A 20,260-nucleotide genomic window follows, 5' to 3' on the forward strand; every position below is an offset into this window, starting at 1 on the left:
GAGGGATTGTCAGAAATGAAATAACGTCTGACAATTAATTGAGCCAGTTTTTATTTTCTTAAATGCGCTAAATTTGCAAAAAAAACGATATGAGTTTTTTATACAGAACCGGTATTTTATACTTTCTTTCCTTGTCATTTACTTTCGGGCAAAAACTATTCGATGGTATAAAATATCAGGCCGAAAGTGGTGCATATATTTCAACATCCGGTAAAACACCGTTTTTACTGCGCTCAAATCAATATGGAACGGTACCTTTAGAAAATCCGATTTTTGCAATCAGTGGTGGTCTTTATAAAGAGTATGACTCTACTTATAGTGCCGATAACCATAAATTGAATAGATTTTCGGTCGGATACGGGGTGAATGTGGTGGGTAATGTGGGCAAATCAAATGAAGTATTGCTTCCTGAAGGTTATTTTAAAGTAAGATATGGTGTATTTGAGCTTTATGGAGGCCGCAGAAAAGAGATAGTAGGCTTAGTAGATACTGTTTTAAGCTCAGGTTCATATGTTTGGTCAGGAAATGCCCTTCCAATTCCGAAAATACAAATTGCGATTCCAAATTATTTTCCGATACTTGGCAAGGGTCTGATATCAGCTAAAGGAGCGTATGCACACGGTTGGTTTGATAATGGGCAGGTAAAAAATTTCTATCTTCATCAGAAGAATTTATATGTAAGAATCGGAAGACCCAATTGGAGAATCAAATTGTATGCAGGCGCTAACCACCAGGTTCAATGGGGAGGTAGGCCCGCTGAACCCTATATAGATAAAGCTACAAAAGTATTAATAACAAGATATCCAGCCGATTTGATTTCGTATCTCAAAATTATTGCCGGAATAAGCATTAATAGAGGTGACTTAAATACGACTCTCCCCCTTACTGAAGCCTGGAATAGACCAGGGAATCACCTCGGAACTATTGATTTTGCTACTGAAATTGATTCTAAGAATTATAGCATTTTCATTTACAGACAAAGTATATATGATGATGGCTCTTTGTTTTACTTAAATAATATAACTGACGGTTTACTGGGTATTTCATTGAAGAGAAAATTTGTTGACCGCGGGTTGGTCAGAGTTTCAGTAGAATATCTTGACACCAGAAGCCAGGGGGGACCTTACAGTAGCGAAAATACAATTCCTGAATTGAGAGGAACTGATAATTATTTTCAAAATAACCTTTATACTAATGGGTGGACTTACCAAAAGAATACGATAGGAACACCATTATTAGTGCCGGCCTGGACAATCAGCAGTAAAAACATACCGGGAGTTTTACCTGACAAATTATCTACTTTTATTCTGAGCAGAGTGCAGGCCTTTTCTCTGGCATTTGAAGGGAAAGCAAAGAACCTGGACTATTATACGAAAATATTGATAAACACTAATTTAGGAACTTATGGAGCTCAGATTGGTTTAGGATTTTATGGAGCTGAGACTAATCTAAGACAATTTGGCTTTTTGTTCAAGGCGAGATATAAATTACCTAAGTTTTCTTTGGTGTCCTCTTTAGCTTTTGATGAAGGAACACTTTTCCCCACAAGTATTGGTGCTTATTTAGGGATTCAAAGAACTTTCTTCTAACTCATCAAGACCCTCAAATACTGAATTATTACTGATGTATTCAGGAATTAATTTTTTCAATTCCAATACAATATGATTGCTATCCATACTGTTTATGGTAGATTCAAGATTTTTAACGGCAGTATTGAATAAATCATAGTCTTCCGCTATAACCTTAGCAATCATGATTTTGTTATGATAAGTCGGTTGCGTGTTTTCATTACTATTCAGTAACTCTTCATAAAGCTTTTCTCCAGGTCTTAGCCCCGTGAATACAATCTCGATATCTTTGTTTAACTCTAAACCAGACAATTGAACCATTTTTACCGCCAAATCGAAGATTTTTACAGGCTTACCCATATCAAAAACATAGATTTCACCACCTTTTCCCATCGTACCTGCTTCCAAAACCAGCTGACAGGCTTCAGGAATTGTCATGAAATACCGAATAATATCTTTATGAGTAACCGTAAGCGGGCCACCGTTTTCTATTTGTCTTTTGAATAGAGGTATCACAGACCCGTTAGACCCAAGGACATTCCCAAATCTGGTTATAATAAATCTTGTTCTGTTCAGATGATGGCTATCCAGGGCTTGTACGTACATTTCTGCCAAACGTTTAGAAGCCCCCATTACATTTGTAGGATTCACCGCCTTATCGGTCGAAATCATAACAAATTTCTCTGCGCCATATTTTGATGCAAGGTTTGAAACGATTTTAGTACCTAATACATTTACTCTTACCGCCTGATAAGGATTTTTTTCCATTAGCGGCACATGCTTATAGGCAGCAGCATGGAAAATTACTTCAGGAAACTCTTCAGTAAATAATGTTTCCATCAACCCCTCATTAGTTACATCATAAACTTCAACTCTTATATCCGGTAGTTTATCTTTTTCTGAATTCGAGGTTCTCAGAATTTCACTTTCCAGGTCATAAAGTGCCGATTCTGCCTGGTCTACTAAAACGATTCTTTTAGGAGAAAATCTTATCAGCTGTCTTACTAGTTCGCTGCCTATTGAACCGGCAGCTCCGGTAACCAAAACCTTTTTATCGTTTATGAATCGTTCTACAAATCTGTTATTAATTGTGATGGGGTCTCTTTCCAGAAGATCGTCAATTTCAATACTTTGAATTTGTTTGGTAGTTAATTCACCTTTTATCCATTTATTAATCGGCGGAATTGACTTTAGAACTATACCTTTTGTTAGAAAAACCTCTGCAATTTTGGCTTTAGCCAAAGGACTGATTTTTTGTATAGCGAAAATAACTTCCAGATTTTCTTCCTTTGAATTCGGATTCGTAATGTATTTCTCTATCGCATCTCTTCTTGATAATACTCTTATCCCCTCAATGGTTTTGTTAATCTTTTGGGGGTTATCGTCAATAAAGCACAGAAGTTTATAGCTTTTTGCTTTATCGTTCAACAAGCTATTCTTTGTAATTCGGCCCAGATTACCTGTTCCATATATAATTATAGGGCTTGTTAGTTTAATTTTCCTGAAGAATGAATCATATAAACCTTTAACAAGAAATCTGCTGAATATCAGTGCAAAAAGCGTTATAAAATAGCTGATCAATGTAATTCTTGGAGGAATACAGAGATAGAAGATATTATGATAACAACCAAAATTTGAAAGCAGGAATATTAAAGCACTACTCAATGATACAACTTTCAATAACAAGGTAGCATCTTCAGTACTGGTGTGTCTGATAATACCTTCATAAGATTTGAAAAGAATAAAAAAGAAAGCGTGAACAGACAGGACAAAGAGTAAGTGATATTTGTAAAATTGAGGTTCAACGTACGTTAATTCAAAATTGAAATGAACAAAAATTGCAAGCGTAAATGCTACTGAACATGTAATAAAGTCAACCAAAAAAATCAACCACTTAGAAGCAAACTTCTCAGTATATTTACGAGGAGAGGTAATCATAACAGAATGTTTAGTGTCATTAGTTGGAAAGCAAAAAGCAAAACAAATATAGAATTTATTGATCAAGATACAATTACAGTGGTGGGATTCGGGCGGAAAAAATTTACTATTCGCGTAAAATCAAATGCTAGCAAGTTAAAACGGTCTTCCAAATAAAGCAATAGTTAAATAATTAAATGGAATGCTAACGAAATACAGAATTATGAAGCTTTGGTTTAAGATTAATAAATATCAGATAAGAAATTACGCCTTTAATGGCTGCATAGGTGAGGTCTGGTTAATAAAAACGAATCTTCTCTTTTTATACTATTATTCAAAAAGTATATAATCTTATATTGAATAATGTTTTCTCATAAGTATGTATGAAATAGTAAGTAGAAGATTAATTACCTGAAGAATGCAGTATGTTAAATGACGAAATACCGGGTATAGCTTTGGTTAAAGCGTAAACGAATCTGTTTAATAAAAACAGATTCGTTTAAATAATTACTTAATAGGTTTTTCAGAACGTGAAGATTTCAGCTTCTCATTTTCTGCTTTTAATGCTTTTACCTCTTTATTTAGCTCTATTAAATATAATGTAAGCTCTTCAATCTTCTCCATTAATTTGGCACTTGTCTGAGAAACATCCAAGCCATTTTTGTGCATGTCTTCGGCAGAAGGCACGTTCGGAAGATGCTTGTTTTCTTTCACAAAAGACTCAACCTTATCTAAAGGCATTAATTGATAGGAAGGATCAAAAACATAATCTGCCCAGTCTTTTGAGCTCTTTAAAGCCACTTTTACCTTCTCTGTAATGATACCATCCTGCACAATCAGCCTATATTCGTTGTTGGTCGGCATAGGGAACGTCTCATCAAAATTACCAACGGCAAGGAATCCTAACGAACTTGATTTTGAAGACCCCAGATTAATTCTAACGTTTTTATTATCAAATTCTCCTTTAATAAGTGGGCTCAGATAATCAGAGCCTGCATTCAATGCTTTCCACTCATTGCCACTATAAAAGTAAAAGCCCGAGATCAAATCGGTTTGATAGACCATTAGCCCGTTAGCCGGGTTTTGTATAGCGTTACGTTGTTGCAAAGACATACGGGGTATTAAGAGCCCCTGCGTAGAAGATTTAATATCCAGTACTGCTGATTCATGTGGTTGCAAAGTACCTATACCCACATTGGCTCTTTCTTTTTGAGCAAAGCCGGCTAGAGTGGTTGCTGAAAAGAGAGAAAGTATATAGAACGATCTGGTAAAGATTGTTTTCATTCCGCGGAGAATTTAATAGTAATGGAATCGATGATTATCTGCTAAATTAAACAGGTTTTTGTGTCAAACAAAACTATTAAACTAAATTTTTATTTAATGGTTGTAGCTCATGTACTTAAAAGTACATTCATATAACTTTTTACTGATACACTTTTAATTTTTACATATAACATTGACTACCAGATGAGAACAACATAGTGAGAGTCATTGTCGGCTCATTTTATAAGATATTGAATCTGTGATTATGACCCGTTTGTAAATGCCTAAACTGCGTTTGCGTTCAAATTTTCTTGTAAAACTTCAACAACTTTTTCTAGATCATTTTCTTCCAGATTTGAGCCTGAAGGTAAACATAACCCACGATCGAACAGTGCTTCAGATATGCCTGAGCCATAAAAAGGAGCATCTTTGAAAACAGGCTGAAGGTGCATGGGTTTCCACAACGGACGGGATTCGATGTTCCTTTTTTCTAAAGCCAATCGTATGGACTCCCTTTTTTCGTAGCTTTTGATAAGAACACAAGTCAACCATCTGTTTGAGAAAAAATCAGAAGAAGGCTCTTCTAAGAACTCCAGTTGATCAAACTTTTCTAAGGATGTCTTGTAGTAATTATAGTTGTTTCTCCTTTGAGCTACTCGTTCATTTAACACCAGCATCTGCCCACGGCCAATGCCTGCACAGATATTGCTCATCCGATAATTGTATCCTATTTCAGAGTGTTGATAGTGAGGGGCTTTATCGCGCGCCTGTGTCGCTAAAAAGCGGGCTTTCTCAATCAATTCTTTGTCGGCAGATATCAACGCTCCCCCACCGGAAGTAGTTATAATTTTGTTGCCGTTAAATGAATAAATACCAAACTGGCCGAATATACCCAGGCTTTTTCCCTTATAAGCAGAGCCTAAGGCCTCAGCAGCATCTTCAATGAGGGGAATATCGTATTTATTGGCTATCGATACTATTTCATCTAATTGCGCAGGCATACCATAAAGGTGTACTAAGATAATGGCTTTAGGTTTTTTCCCTTTAACTATTCTATCCTTAATGGCCGTTTCTAAAGCTTCCGGGTCCATATTCCAGGTTTTTTCTTCAGAATCAATAAAAACAGGGGTTGCTCCCAGATACGCAATGGGATTACAAGTAGCTGAAAAAGTAAAACTTGAACAAAGAACCTCATCTCCTGCTTTTACATTTAGCAATATCAGTGCTAAATGAATAGCAGCCGTGCCCGAGCTTAATGCTGCGGTGTTTGGGGTGCTGGTAAAATCACAAATATCTTGTTCAAATCCATCTACATTTGGCCCCAGGGGGGCTATCCAGTTTGAGTCAAAAGCGGATTTTACAAATTCAAATTCTTTGCTGCCCATATGAGGCGAAGAGAGCCATATTTTACTATCCATTATAACCTTGAAAGTTGGTTTGTATTTTTTAACCTTAATACCCCTTCCGGATATCAATAAGAATTGTTTGTTGTAAGGAAACTTTCAAAATTACGAATAAGACTGGTATTTATCTAGACGATAAAAGATTGAAATTTTATTAATCTGATTTATCAGGTTAATAAAACGTCTTAAGAGTAATAATAGCCGAGACTTTTTTCTTGGAAATTAGAAGCTACCTCTAAGTTTAAATTATGAGTTGATTAAAGGCAGCAATTCTTTGATTGAAGATATGGTGTATTTGGGCAGATATGCGGTATCCTGATTGAAGCTTTGTTTATGAATATTCTGTCCGTTGTCCAGTAAGCAGATAGAATGCCAGCCTAATTGATTAGGAACGATGAAATCTTTCGTGAGGTTGTCAGCAATATAGAAATAATCAGCAGAACCAAACTGATGAAAATGCTCGAAATTGTTCGGATGGGGTTTTTCAGAACCAAATTCTTCTGAAATAACTATTAAATCGAAAAATGATTCCAACCCCAATGCTTTAATTTTGTTCCTTTGAGTTATTGAAAACCCATCGGTAATTAAACCCATTTTGTGTCCTTCGTTTTTGAGATTATACAATAAATCGTTTAATTCATCGTCAAGCCTTATATCAGGGAAATGAGATCTGTAATTATTGATAAGAGCAGGTATTTCAATATCAAGGGTGTATCTATCAATAAGATTAGCAAAGACGTTATCTCTGGCATAATACCATTCAATCATTTCAAGATAAACCTTATCGGCTTCATCCGAAACAAAAAATGAATGGGCAATTGTAAAATACGCAGATTTTAAATAATCAATTTCTTTATATAAAGTATCATCCAAGTCGAATATTATAACTTTCGGATTCATAGTTGAACAATTATTTCATGATCATATCGTAGCATCAGAATATTCTCTTTCCAGTCCTCAAAGTAAGTTATATATTCATTCAGTAAGTATTCTTGAATCAGAAATTTAGGGTAATTAGCTTCAGCCAGGTAGCTTAAAGGGTAACCCCCACCGAAACGAGGATTTATCTCAATGGCTATAATTTCTTTTTGTTTCAAATTGAAAAAGACTTGAAAAGTTAAACAACCAATGGCACCCTTAATGTAATTTAATTTTTCTTTTACGAGTTTAATAATTTCATTTTTTACCGTTATACCCTTACTTATTTCGCCTCCTCTTACCTCAATTCTTTTTCTGGGAACCAAACACTTTAAAAGATTATGTCTATCATAATACATATCTATAGTATATTCTTCATGGAGTTTCGGGTCAATATAATCCATAAACAAAAACTTAGGATTTGAAAGATGATACGGGGTCAGTTCTTCGGGTTTGTTAATAATAAAAATGTCTTTACTTAAACTACCATCATAAGGTTTAATAAACAAAGGAAAAGTTGGGCTAGATTTATCAATCGGTTTTGGAGTTAAAATCCCGACGTTATTGAAAAAATCATTAGTTATCCGTTTATCCCTACATTTATTGATAAAACTTAAATCAGAGATAATGATAGAGATACCATTTTCTTGAAATAAGTGCTTATTTTGAGCTAGTACTTTTAATTCTGTATCAATGGTTGGTATAACAAGTTTAATCTGGTGATTCAGACACAGTTCTAATAGCTGACTTACATAATTTACATCAGTTACTTTGCCAATTTTAAAATAAGAATCTGCAACATGGCAAGCTGCTGATAACTCCGGATTTAAATCTGTAGTAAAAACTTTACTATCAGGAAAAACCAAAGCTAATTCCTTCTTAAAAGCACGAACAAGAGATACTCGTCTACCAGCAGAAGTGATTAATAAATTATTCATTTTTATTGCCTTTAAATTCTTCCATTGTTATGTTACTATCTTGATTTATACCTTCAGAAACCAAAACTTTTTTTATAGTTAGCAAAGCAATCTTTATATCCAATATTAAAGAAAGGTTATTAACGTACCAAATATCATACTCAAACTTTTGTTGCCAACTGATAGAATTTCTGCCATTCACTTGCGCCCAGCCGGTTATACCTGGCCGTATATTATGCCTTTTTCGTTGATTTTCATTATAAATGGGTAGATACTCAACCAAGAGAGGCCTGGGGCCAATAAGACTCATGTCACCTTTTATTACATTAATGAGTTGCGGTAGTTCATCTAATGAGGTTTTTCGGATAAATGTGCCGATTATCGTTAAACGTGTGGCGTCAGGTAGCAGATTTCCCCGGGCATCACGCTTATCTTTCATAGTTTTGAACTTGGTTACTTTAAAAATCTTTTCATTTTCCCCTGGTCTATTCTGAAAAAAGAAAGTTTTTCCTTGATTCAGAATAAGCAATAAGATAACAACAAGCAAGAATATTGGAGACAAAACGATAAATCCTGCAAGAGAGATTATAAAGTCAGCCAATCGCTTAAAAAACGCACTGTACATTTCGTATTGTCGGATAATGAAATAATAGGTTATACTGACATGATCAGAAATGATGTCATGTTTATTATAATGGTTTGTGTGAATTATGGTCCGTAATTCAAGTGATTCTTATACCAGGAGAAAGTGATACTTACGCCATTATAGATGTCTATTGAGGGAGAATAGGAAAAAAGCTCATGCGCCTTGGTAATACTGGCATGGCTATGCTTAATATCCCCAACTCTTTCTTTCAGATAATTAGGTTTAATATCGATTCCTGCAATTCTGGTGATGTATTCCCAAAGCATATTCAGAGTCGTTCGTTCTCCGAAAGCAATGTTACATACCTCATGTTTTTTTAAATCGGGTGCTAACATAGCTTTAATGTTAGCCTGAACAACGTTTTCTATAAATGTAAAATCACGGCTTGTTTCTCCATCGCCGTTAATAGTCGGAGCTTCTGCTTTTAAGGCCGCTTCAATAAATAAAGGAATCACAGCAGCATACGGACCTTTTACATTTTGACGAGGGCCAAATACATTGAAATATCGTAATCCGATTAGCTCTACACCATAGGTTTTGCTGAAAACATCAGCATACAACTCGTTGACATACTTTGTAACTGCATAGGGCGACAGTGGTTTGCCAATGCGTGCTTCTATCTTAGGCAATTCGCTACTATCACCATAAGTAGATGAAGAAGCAGCATATACCATTCGCTTTACCGAACTGTTTTTAACAGCTATGAGTATGTTCAGAAAGCCGGTAATATTTACTTCATTTGTAGTAAAAGGATCAATTACTGACCGCGGGACTGAGCCTAAAGCGGCCTGATGAAGCACATAATCTATACCATCGCAGGCTCTTTCACAAATTTCAGGATCCCGTATATCACCATGGATAAATTCCACATTCGGTAAGGCCAGGTATTTTTCAATGTTAAGCAAATATCCTGTTGACAGGTTGTCTAGGATTCTGACTTTACCGATATTATATTTTATCAGATACTCAACAATATTTGAACCAATAAACCCGGCTCCTCCCGTAACTAAGACAGAAAAAGAGTTTAAATCTACGTTATGATATGCAATTTCGTACATTATAGTCTTTTAGAAACCAGATGAGGCTCTAACTGCCCTTTCACATCAAAAACTATTCCTTTAAAATCGCCCAAAGATTCCAGAATAGAAGATTCTGAAAACTGATAATGATTCACGGCTAAAATAACACCTACGTAATCATTAAAGTCCAATTCCCTTTTTATCTCTATCTGGTACTCTTCTTTTACCTCCTCGTGAGACGCCCACGGATCAAAAACATCAACATCAATACCGTAATCTTTTAGCTCGCAAATAATATCAATAACACGAGAGTTTCGGATATCCGGACAATTTTCTTTAAAAGTAATACCTAACACTAGTATTTTAGCCTTGTTAAGAACAATATTATTTTTTATTAACAATTTGACAGTCTCAGCGGCTACGTGTTTCCCCATATTGTCGTTGATTCTTCTACCGGCTAATATTACCTGAGGATGATATCCCAGCGACTCTGCCTTATATGTCAGATAATACGGGTCTACACCTATGCAGTGGCCGCCGACCAAACCCGGTTTAAACGGTAAAAAATTCCATTTGGTGCCGGCTGCTTCCAGAACTGATAAGGTGTCTATCGCCATTTTATCAAAAATTAGAGCCAATTCGTTAACAAAAGCAATATTGATATCTCTTTGACAGTTTTCAATCACCTTGGCAGCTTCAGCAACTTTAATAGACGATGCTTTAAAAGTACCGGCTTCAATTATAGACGAATACAAAGAATCAATAAATTCGGCCACTTCTTCAGTACTTCCTGAAGTAACCTTCTTGATTTTGGTTACAGTATGTAATTTATCTCCGGGATTAATTCTCTCAGGAGAATAGCCGCAGTAAAAATCATAATTGAATTTTAGTTGGCTGTATTGTTCTAATACCGGAACACAGTCTTCTTCTGTACACCCTGGATAAACGGTGCTTTCGTAAATAACAATATCGCCTTTTTTTAAAACCTGCCCAACCAATTGTGACGCACTTAACAATGGTTTTAGATTGGGTTTCTTAAACTGGTCTATTGGTGTCGGAACTGTAATAATGTATATATTCGTAGCGGTCGATGACCTTGAAGTAGAATTCAGTTCGGTAGTAAAAGTGAGAAAATCAGCTTCCTTCAGTTTTTCTTCGGTTAGTTCTTTAGTTCTGTCATGCCCTTTTGTAAGCTCTGTTATACGACTTTCATTAATATCAAAACCTAGAGTTGGATATTTTTTTCCAAACTCTACTGCAAGTGGCAAACCAACATACCCAAGCCCGATAATAGTAATTTGTATATTGTTTATGATCATTATTAAACGAGTGCGCTAAGATTTATTTATAGTTATGATTATTCATAATAGTAAAATTCTCAATGATTATAACTCTTTTATAAACGAATCAATAGCGATTTTCAGATCAAAAGTTTAATAGATTATAGAGACAGTAGTCTTAAGTTTTGCTTTATATTTTTGAAGAATAGTAATACAAAAGTTATGGATATTTCAATAGTTGCTTGCGGTATTTTCCTAATCCAAACAGAAAGCGACTTAGTCCTCTGACGATCTAAATTTAGTTAATATAACATTTAACTTAATATAAGTCGGTTTATATTTTTATAAAGTAATGAATATTTCAGAATGATTGACGGAATTATTCATTCTATCTGCGAATCATACTTTATTACTAAACCGCACGCAGGCAATTTAAGACCGGGAGTCAATCTCCCGGAAAAACTCTTTAACCGGAGCCATAAAATCTCTGTAGTCAAACGATTTATGAGCTTCAGCTTTTGCTGCCAATTTCATCTGTTTTTTCTTTTCTTCAGAAATTCGACTTGCCTTTTTTACACATTCTATAAAACTTTGAACAGATTCGTCTTTCATAATAAATCCATTTTCTCCGTCTTTCACATGCATACCAAGGTCACTTGTCAGATTACAAATAATCGGTAAACCGGCACTCATACTCTCCACAAATTTAGTTGGAAAACAGGCATTCGCATATCTTTTGTCTGGTCGTATAAAAAAGGAGAAATCGGCATTAGCAAGTAATAAAGAAACCCTTTCTGAGTCTACCCAACCATGAAAAACAATAGACTCTGGTAATTCTTCCAATAAATAGCTTTTATTACCAAGAAGCTCTTCGATTGATTGCTTTGAAGGGCCAACCAAATGGAGTTTAACTTTAACACCATCCATTACAAGTGAGTGTATTCCAATGATGGCCGTATCAAGTATATCTCTGTTGTTATGGTTACCTATATAAATTAAATGCAAATGATCTTTGTCGAAGCAATCAATTTTTTCAGAATTGGCGTGATGTTTTTCTTTGTCAATCAGAACCGGAATCCTTATTACTTTTACATCTGAACGCCTATAATAGTTTTCAAAAAATGAACTTATGGCTATGACGCCATCACATTTTTTTATCAGTTTGGTTATAGCCAAATGGCAATCCAATGCAAAAGGCCCAAATCTTCCAAATGGTAGATGCTGGTACTCGTGCCAGTCTTCTATGTCAACAATAACTTTAGTTTTATGTTTTTTAGAGTAAAGAAGCAATGGCAGTAAATATCTGGAGTATCCCTCTGTTAAGATTATATAGTCAGGCTTTGTAGGAGCAAACAGTTTGATCATTCTATAGCCGCTAACTAACCAGTTAAAAAGCTTCAATAGAATATTCCGTTCTCCATCTTTCAGAATCTGATTAGAAAAAGAGAAATTCTCGAATTTTCCGCTTGCTAAATTCTTGCTCTCGGCTTCTGTAATTAAGCCATAAAATGAAACTTCATAACCGCAAGCAGAGAATAAGCGTGCCAGCCCAAGAGCCCTCTTAGTAGTTGCAGCACCATACGGGAAAACAAACTCTCCGACGTATGCAATTTTCTTAGACATTTATTCGAAAATAATCATTAATTAAGTGCTGCTTTGATGATATACTCAGAAAAACAATTGCACATAACTTAATATGAATGGGTATTGATTCAGGATTAACCGGCCTTTAAATAATATAAGTTATTTATTACTGTTTCAAATGGGTAGTAAGAAGTTGTAATAAATAACTTATAAGGTATTGAAATAGAGATGAATCATCCTGTGCTTTAATTAAGCTTTCATAGCAGGATCATCATGAAATTAGCTTGTAAGAATTTTTTTATAGTTACCACTTTTTGATATGGCAACGATCAGTGCAATTAACCCTCCAAAAAACAGATGGGTTATTAAGATTATCAGTGTAACGGGCGAACTTCTCATGATCGGAACTACTGGTGGTTCAAGAACCTTAAAAACAGGAGTTTCCTGTTGCACTTTTATTTTGGCTTCTTCGTATTTTCTTAAAAGCTCACTATAAAACGTAGAAGACATGCGGTAATCAGATTCAAGCCGCTCTCTTTGAACGTCAGCAGATTGCGAACGCATAGTAGATATTTGAAACTGATCACTGTATTGCGCTTTTTTGTTCTGAGTGGTATAAAATTTTCCCTTGGCGGCGTCAAGTCTTTCTTCGAGAAAAGTTAAATCTCTTTTGGCTTTATCTATTCTATAACCCGTAACATAGTTCGTAAGGTATTTCATAGAAAAACTTGCCACTTCGGCAGCTACAACGGGGTCTGGCATTGTAACAGTAATGTCAATAACCATGCTTTTTTTATCAATATTTGCTGCAATTCTATATTTTAACGCGTTAATCATATGCATATCCTGGGGATTCAAGACTAAATACCCCGGGGCTTTAACAACAGTTTCTGCAATTTTAACAATAGATGTATCACCTTCTAAAACTGAGTTAATATAAAATTCTTTAAAAAGAATTTTTTTGTTATTTTTTGTGGTAACCGTTTGTTTGAATAATTCTAAAAAGAACGGAGCGCTCCACAGTACATCAGGATATAAATCGGGCCTGATGGCTTCAACGCCATCAACACCAGACATTTCTAAACCAGCTATATTGGCCAGTCCTGCTAAACCACCAAATCTGTTGGATCTGCCAACAAACTCAGGCAATATTCTGCCGGAAGAAGTAAATTCGTCCGGGCTGGAATAATTTTTCCAGAATCCAAGACCTGCAGCAGCCGTTAAAATAAGTAGAATTACCAATTTCTCTTTCCATATAATCTGAAAAAAAGCTTTGAAATTGATACTAACAACTTCACTTTTCGATTCGCTCATAACATAATTTTAGTTTGTGAATTACCTGTTTTTTTCAGGGCTACAGCAGAGCCCAGAATCTATAAAACAAAGCAATTCTATATATTTTCAATTTTGGCTTCGCCGCTTTTAAAATCTTTTAACCTTAAATAAACTAATTTAGATAAGTCTGATAATTGTTAATATTATGGCAGACAATGAGGCAAAACTTGTACTTAATGCAATTTTTTCTGTAGGGCTCATCCGGACTCTGTTCTTTTTGGGAACAAGGACCGTCATACCCGATTTAACTTTGGGATAAGACTTCATCCCCAAAAAGCTACGGGTTCTATCGGTACTTCCATTGGCATATCTTACATAAGTTTTTCTTATAAAAGCACTATCTGTAAAACCACCGGCCTGTGCTATATAGCTTTTGAAAGAAAAATCCGGTTGAAAAGCAACAGTAGTTGGGTTAAGTACTTGTCCTATAATGGTAACTGTTTGTCTTTTTTTAGGAATCTCTATTCTGTCGCCCTTTTCGATAAAAATGTTAGACGGGGTATTTTTATTTTTCAATGCTTTTTCCCAATCAACAAAAATCAATTGGTTATTTCTGAATAATTTCGCGCCGGTAATATCAGCCTCTTTACGGAGCCCTCCGGCTCTGGTAAGAATATCCGAAAGCTTATCACCTTTATTCTCTATAGCATATGAACCAGGGTAATTTACCTCGCCGTTAACCTGAACAATTTGTTGATCGTCATAATTAGGAAGGCTACGAATAAAAATATTATCAAACGCCCTAAGTTTCGGAACGTCTTGATTTGAAGTTAACTCACTGTTCAGGTTAACAGATATGATTTCAGTCGATTTGTTGTTAGACTCATCATTATGTAATCTTCTGGCAATTTCAATCCTTTTCATTGCAGCTCCGTCACTAAATCCTCCGGCCAGTACAACTAAGTCTTTCACTTCCATGTTATCGGCATAGTCATAAAATCCCGGATTATTAACGGCTCCTTCAATATAAACGAGCCTTTGCTGACGAATCTCAACTATTGATTTCACAAGTAACTGGTCTTCTCTTTTCAACTCTATGTCATTAACCTCACCATTTAAAAGTTTTTTCAGGTCAATCGCTATGTATTCAATATCAAGGTTTTCTTTTTTTCTGATTAAAAATGCCCGTTCTAAATAGGCATCTTCTCTCAAACCTTGTGCATTTTGTATTAGCTGTTTTACAGTTTTTATGTTTTCTCCTAATGCAAATTCACCGGGTCTGAATACGGCCCCTCTGATCTCGACTTTATTCTCAAAACGATCTATGATAGCGCCAATAATAAACTGGTCGCCATTCTGAACTGTAAAGTCATCAGTAGATTGCGGATCAAACGTTATAATCTTTTTTTCTGTCAGTGTATTTCTTCTAACATTTACCGATGCAGTATAAGCTTGTTCAGTATAACCACCCGCATATTCCATTAACTTTTTGAAATTGTCATCGGCTTTCAATTCAAAAACTCCTGCCTTTTTAACTTCCCCTTCGACTTTTACTTTCTTTTGGAAAACAGGTACTAATATTACATCCTGATCCACTAAAATTATGTCATTTTCACGTTTCCCACTTAATAAGAAATCATAAACGTCTATTGTCTTGACGACCGAATTATTCCGTAAAACCTGAATATTTCTGAATGAACCACTGTTATTCGGCCCCCCTGACAAATAAAGTGCGTTGAATGCCGAAGCTAAAGATGAAATAGAATAAGTACCCGGGTTCTGAACTTCGCCTATTATTGTAACTTTAATCGTCCTAACATTCCCGAGGGTTACATCGGCATTTAAAGAGCCATTTCGTAAGCCCGCAAAAATAACTTTCAAACGATCGACAATTTTTATTTTAGCCTGTTCAATTGTATTTCCATTTACATAGATCGGAGCAAGATTCTCAATTCTTATCGTTCCCTCTGGCGTAACCTTCGTCTCATAGTGCTGATAAGCGTAGCCTGTTATATCAATTCTAAGTTCATCATCTGGCCCTAAAATATAATTTTTTGGTGTGGGCAGCTTAAGATTAGGCTCAAAAGTAAGATTCTTGTTATTGAATAATTGACTTCCAAAAATTTCCGATTTCTTCCCAACTTCAGTTTCGTCTGACACCTCCGTAGATGTTCTTTTAGCAACTTCACCTATTTGTTCACGGGTTACATTATCAGTTTTAACCACTGTTCCACTATCACTCGTAAGTTTAACTTCCGCGGTTCCGGTTTTTAAACGATTTATTCTTTCTCTTACTTTAGCAATGTCTTCACTGGTGTAACCTCTTGACATAGCCAGCGTTTGAATCTGGGTTTCATTTAAACCTCTCGACTCTGCGGCTTTCAAAAACGCTTCCAGCTGTTTGTCTGTAAGTTTATCAACATTTGATGGTAGGTTACTGGGAAGCTGAGGTTGTTGCGAATAACCTGTTTCGAAAAAGCCTATTAAAAATAGTACAGTAATCGTTAGGATAGTTTTAAGAGAAGTCATAATCTGATTTAAAATACAGAAGTTTTATAAACATTAGAGAAATTATAAAATGGCGGATTTGAAAAGACCGATAGTAATTCAGAAATTATATCAGGTTTAGCAGGTATTGGCCGTATCCACTTTTAACCAGAGGTTGAGCAATTATTTCTAATTTTGCAGAATCAATAAAGCCCATTCGGTAAGCTACTTCTTCTATACAACCTATTTTAAGACCTTGCCTTTCTTCTATAACCTGTACAAACTGGGCAGCCTGCATCAGAGAAACAAAGGTGCCGGTATCCAGCCAGGCAGTGCCTCTGTTCATAATGCCTACACTTAGTTTCCCGTTTTCAAGATATACTCTGTTGATGTCGGTTATTTCCAGCTCACCACGTGGCGAGGGTTTAATATTTTTGGCAATTTCTACAACATTGTTATCATAGAAATATAGACCGGGTACAGCAAAATTAGATTTAGGTTGTTGAGGTTTCTCCTCAATAGAAATCGCTTTGCGGTTTTCATCGAACTCTATCACACCGTATCTTTCAGGGTCATGAACTTGGTAGGCAAATACTATGCCGCCCTCAGGCTCTGTGCTGCTTTGCAATAGTTTACTCAGGCCACTGCCATAAAAAATATTATCTCCCAGCACCAATGCCACGTTGTCATTACCTATAAAATCGGCTCCTATTATAAAAGCTTGTGCAAGCCCGTCAGGGTTTGGTTGTTCTGCATAGCTAAAGGTACATCCTATTCTGCTTCCGTCGCCTAACAGTTTTTTAAAATGAGGCAAATCATGAGGAGTAGAAATAATCAATATTTCCCGGATTCCTGCCAGCATAAGTATTGATAAAGGATAATAAATCATTGGTTTATCATATACCGGCATTAATTGTTTGCTAACAGCTAGGGTGAGAGGGTGTAGGCGAGTTCCAGAACCTCCGGCGAGAATAATTCCTTTCATAACAAGGTAAATAGAACAACAAAATGAATTTTTTAAATTAAATTTTTAACCCGAAATTATACTTTAAGAAGCCACAACAAGACTGCACTATCTCAAAAAATAATTCAAAAACAGTTTTCCGTTGCAAGTTAAATCTTTCAAACGTAATGATATAACAAAACTGTATAAAATTTCCGAATTATTTATGTTCAGGTCAGTTATCCTAATTATCGGATAATATGTTTACAATGCGGAGAAAGCATTAGGTTTTCCTGATACTTTACAGATTTAATGGATTGCCGGCCTTCAGATCAACATAGGCAGTCTTCCCGAGTAAGGACTCATAATACTTAGGTGCCATTCCGTCTCCCGGTCTGATTACCCGGATGTTCTGCTCTGTAAATATTTCACCTGCTTTGATATCTTTTACAACATAGATTGATCGCTTGAATAAAAGACTTTTCTTTTCTGACTCTTGCACTCCGTACTGGATTTGTCCTATTGATTGCCAGGCTCTTTCAGTTTCAATAACCAGCGATTTCAGCTCATCGGGTTCTAGCGAGAATGCAGAATCCACACCTCCTTCGGCACGGCTGAGACAAAAATGTTTTTCTATTACTGTGGCACCGAGGGTAACTGCGGCACATGGTACTCCGATACCCATTGTATGATCGCTCAAACCAACTTCGCATTGAAATAAATCTCGTAAATGAGGAATAGTACGCACATTCGAATTCTCCGGGCTTGCCGGGTAATTGCTGGTGCATTTAAGCAGCACCAGATCTTTACAGCCGTTTTCCCGCAATACATTTACGGCTTCGTCAAGGTTAGCCAGTGTACTTGCACCTGTCGACATAATCACGGGCTTGCCAGTTTGAGCAACCTTTTTCAATAAAGGAAAATGATTATTCTCAAAAGAGGCTATCTTATGGGCAGGAGTACCTAAGTTTTCAAGAAAATCTACGGCAGTATCATCAAAAGGAGTAGAGAAACAGATAATATTATTATCTGCCGCACATTTATACATAGCTTCATGCCATTCCCAAGGAGTGTGTGCCTCCTGATACAGCTCATATAGATTCCGGTTTTTCCATAGAGAGGTATCATCTTTAATATCAAAAAGACCGCCTCTCTGGTTAATCGTAATGGTATCTGCAGTATAAGTTTGCAACTTAACGGCATCAGCACCGCATTGAGCAGCCGTTTCAATAATTTTCAACGCTTTTTCTAATGACTGGTTGTGATTACCACTCATTTCTGCTATGATAAATGGCTTATAATTCTGCCCAATATGATAATTTCCAATTTTCATCTGTGATCCTTTGTATATAATACGGTTGTATAACCCTGATACTCTAAGTTTTTGCTGAACGAAAAACCAGCGTACTTAAATGCCTCAATTGAACCTTTGTTTTCTGTTTTAATATAAGCCTCAATGGTGTAATCAGAGTTTACCTGAAAGAAATAACCGGTTGCTAATTTTAGTATTTTACCCGCAAAGCCTTTGCCTCTGTATTGTTTATCTATCGATATACCTATGATACTTTTTCTTTGACCATCATTATTATCAAACCTTACCTGACCGATTGGATTTTGTTGTTCATCTTCAAAAACAAGCATTAAGGTATTATTATCTGCTAATTTTTTCTGAAACCATTTCGAATGATTATCAAAAGCAATGGCCTCGCTATTGAATGATTGCTTTCGGACTTCCTCTTCATTTGCCCATTCATAATAGAGCTCAAGGTCGTTTTCGTTGGCTTTTCTTATGTTAACAGAATTAAACTTAGAGTGAATCAGTACATCAATAAATTTGCCCTCAAATAAACAGTGCCCGGGTAATCTTGCTTCTAACCGATAGTTACTTTTTTCAATAGCCTCATACAGATGGGGTCTTATATTAAATGCGTAAGTAAATATCTTATGCAAATTTAGTTCTTCAAAAGCAATTTTCTCTATTAACGACAGGTAGGTTTGCCAGTGAAATTCAAAAGAATCTGTTTCCAGAGCAGTCTGCATGATAAACGAAATCTCGGCATGCTTGTCAGTCCAGTTAATATGAACCAGACCACCATAACCAATGCAAGTGCCGTTTTCAAGATACGAGAAAAGCAATTGGGTGGGTTTATCTGTACTGAATAATTTACTTACCACATGGCTGAAATACCAATCCTGTTGCTCGGCTGTGAGGGGCTCAGGCTGTCTTAAATGATAAATCTGCTCATTGCGCCATTGCATAATAGCATATTTATCCTCGTCTCTGATAGGAACGATGGAATATTTGTCTGAACTATAAGTTTGTCTACTCAAGCAAGCGTATTTTCTCATGGATTCATCAATCTAAATTTCAGTTCAGCGAGTTTCCAATCTGTTTCATTGTCAATGTCTTGAGCCTCTAATTCATTTATTTCAATAGCGCCGGTGTTAGCCGATATTAATTGCCCGGATTGAAGAAATGTATGGGTATTAAAGAAGTAAAATTGGCCTACATCATGAAATGTTTTGGGTAAATCCTGAGAACGGGTCAGTGCGTGTTCAGAATCAACCCATCTGATCGTGTTATGTTCTTTATAAAACGCCCGTTGAATAGGGAATGAGAAAGGCTGAATGGTCAGTACCGTGTCAAAATTATTGCTATGTAATAGCTTGTAAGCCTCTGTTATTTTTTCTGCAGTTACAAACGGCGCTGTAGGATAAATACAGCAGGCATATTGATAGTTTTTACCAAGATTTGAATAATTGTTCAGCACTTCGGTAATGACAGCGGCCGTTGTTGCATAGTCGCCCGCGTTTTCACTTGATCGAAAAAAAGGTACACTTGCACCATATTGCAGGCTGATATCAGCAATTTCGGCATCATCGGTAGAAACCATTACTTCATCGAACAATTGACTGGCAAGCGCGGCTTTTATTGAATAGGCAATGATAGGGTTACCGCAAAAATCTTTTATGTTTTTTCGGGGAATCCTCTTGCTGCCACCACGTGCCGGAATAATCGCGATATTGCTCATTGTTGAAT

At 36.0% G+C, this 20,260-nt stretch carries 16 protein-coding genes; 1 reads left to right on the top strand and 15 read right to left on the bottom strand.

What is annotated here, in order from left to right:
- The first annotated feature begins 89 nt into the window (after nucleotides 1-89).
- Nucleotides 90-1,589, top strand: a complete 1,500-nt coding sequence (locus AC1RRY_RS00290; RefSeq protein WP_492819138.1) for a capsule assembly Wzi family protein — start codon at nucleotides 90-92, stop codon at nucleotides 1,587-1,589.
- Here the strand turns inward: AC1RRY_RS00290 and AC1RRY_RS00295 are convergent.
- From AC1RRY_RS00295 to pseF, 15 genes are all read right to left on the bottom strand, one after another.
- Complete coding sequence (locus tag AC1RRY_RS00295) at nucleotides 1,563-3,506, bottom strand: polysaccharide biosynthesis protein (RefSeq protein WP_492819136.1); 1,944 nt, start codon at nucleotides 3,504-3,506, stop codon at nucleotides 1,563-1,565. The two genes, AC1RRY_RS00290 and AC1RRY_RS00295, sit on opposite strands and share 27 nt — an antisense overlap.
- A 486-nt stretch (nucleotides 3,507-3,992) precedes the next feature.
- Entirely contained in the window at nucleotides 3,993-4,769 is a 777-nt protein-coding gene (locus AC1RRY_RS00300) for a phage tail-like protein (protein WP_492819134.1), read from the bottom strand.
- A gap of 263 nt (nucleotides 4,770-5,032) precedes the next feature.
- Nucleotides 5,033-6,166, bottom strand: a complete 1,134-nt coding sequence (locus AC1RRY_RS00305; RefSeq protein WP_492819132.1) for a DegT/DnrJ/EryC1/StrS family aminotransferase — start codon at nucleotides 6,164-6,166, stop codon at nucleotides 5,033-5,035.
- Between the two features lie 231 nt (nucleotides 6,167-6,397).
- Entirely contained in the window at nucleotides 6,398-7,051 is a 654-nt protein-coding gene (locus AC1RRY_RS00310; protein WP_492819130.1) for an HAD family hydrolase, read from the bottom strand.
- Complete coding sequence (locus AC1RRY_RS00315; protein ID WP_492819128.1) at nucleotides 7,048-8,007, bottom strand: ATP-grasp domain-containing protein; 960 nt, start codon at nucleotides 8,005-8,007, stop codon at nucleotides 7,048-7,050. Before AC1RRY_RS00315 ends, AC1RRY_RS00310 begins: the two co-directional genes overlap by 4 nt.
- Nucleotides 8,000-8,611: a sugar transferase gene (locus AC1RRY_RS00320; RefSeq protein ID WP_492819126.1), complete on the bottom strand. Its 612-nt coding sequence runs from the start codon at nucleotides 8,609-8,611 to the stop codon at nucleotides 8,000-8,002. Before AC1RRY_RS00320 ends, AC1RRY_RS00315 begins: the two co-directional genes overlap by 8 nt.
- A gap of 83 nt (nucleotides 8,612-8,694) precedes the next feature.
- Entirely contained in the window at nucleotides 8,695-9,690 is a 996-nt protein-coding gene (locus AC1RRY_RS00325) for an SDR family oxidoreductase (RefSeq protein ID WP_492819124.1), read from the bottom strand.
- Nucleotides 9,690-10,970, bottom strand: coding sequence for a nucleotide sugar dehydrogenase (locus AC1RRY_RS00330; RefSeq protein ID WP_492819122.1), 1,281 nt, complete (start codon nucleotides 10,968-10,970; stop codon nucleotides 9,690-9,692). The genes AC1RRY_RS00325 and AC1RRY_RS00330 overlap by 1 nt, the downstream gene beginning before the upstream one ends.
- Before the next feature lie 393 nt (nucleotides 10,971-11,363).
- Nucleotides 11,364-12,554 carry a glycosyltransferase family 4 protein gene (locus AC1RRY_RS00335; RefSeq protein WP_492819120.1) on the bottom strand — a complete coding sequence of 397 codons (1,191 nt, stop codon included), beginning with the start codon at nucleotides 12,552-12,554 and terminating at the stop codon, nucleotides 11,364-11,366.
- Between the two features lie 240 nt (nucleotides 12,555-12,794).
- The gene (locus AC1RRY_RS00340) at nucleotides 12,795-13,829 is read right to left on the bottom strand and encodes a Wzz/FepE/Etk N-terminal domain-containing protein (RefSeq protein ID WP_492819119.1); all 1,035 of its coding nucleotides are present in this window, start codon (nucleotides 13,827-13,829) and stop codon (nucleotides 12,795-12,797) included.
- Nucleotides 13,830-13,967: 138 nt separating this feature from the next.
- Nucleotides 13,968-16,319 (bottom strand): SLBB domain-containing protein, encoded by a 2,352-nt coding sequence (locus tag AC1RRY_RS00345; protein WP_492819117.1) that lies wholly within the window; start codon nucleotides 16,317-16,319, stop codon nucleotides 13,968-13,970.
- An 85-nt stretch (nucleotides 16,320-16,404) separates the two neighbouring features.
- The gene (rfbA, locus tag AC1RRY_RS00350) at nucleotides 16,405-17,262 is read right to left on the bottom strand and encodes a glucose-1-phosphate thymidylyltransferase RfbA (RefSeq protein ID WP_492819115.1); all 858 of its coding nucleotides are present in this window, start codon (nucleotides 17,260-17,262) and stop codon (nucleotides 16,405-16,407) included.
- A gap of 259 nt (nucleotides 17,263-17,521) precedes the next feature.
- Nucleotides 17,522-18,553, bottom strand: a complete 1,032-nt coding sequence (pseI, locus tag AC1RRY_RS00355; RefSeq protein WP_492819113.1) for a pseudaminic acid synthase — start codon at nucleotides 18,551-18,553, stop codon at nucleotides 17,522-17,524.
- Nucleotides 18,550-19,551 (bottom strand): GNAT family N-acetyltransferase, encoded by a 1,002-nt coding sequence (locus tag AC1RRY_RS00360; RefSeq protein ID WP_492819111.1) that lies wholly within the window; start codon nucleotides 19,549-19,551, stop codon nucleotides 18,550-18,552. The genes pseI and AC1RRY_RS00360 overlap by 4 nt, the downstream gene beginning before the upstream one ends.
- Before the next feature lie 14 nt (nucleotides 19,552-19,565).
- Complete coding sequence (gene pseF / locus AC1RRY_RS00365) at nucleotides 19,566-20,252, bottom strand: pseudaminic acid cytidylyltransferase (RefSeq protein WP_492819109.1); 687 nt, start codon at nucleotides 20,250-20,252, stop codon at nucleotides 19,566-19,568.
- Nucleotides 20,253-20,260: the final 8 nt, after the last annotated feature.

Source organism: Emticicia sp. GW821-FHT11C11 (assembly GCF_058808615.1).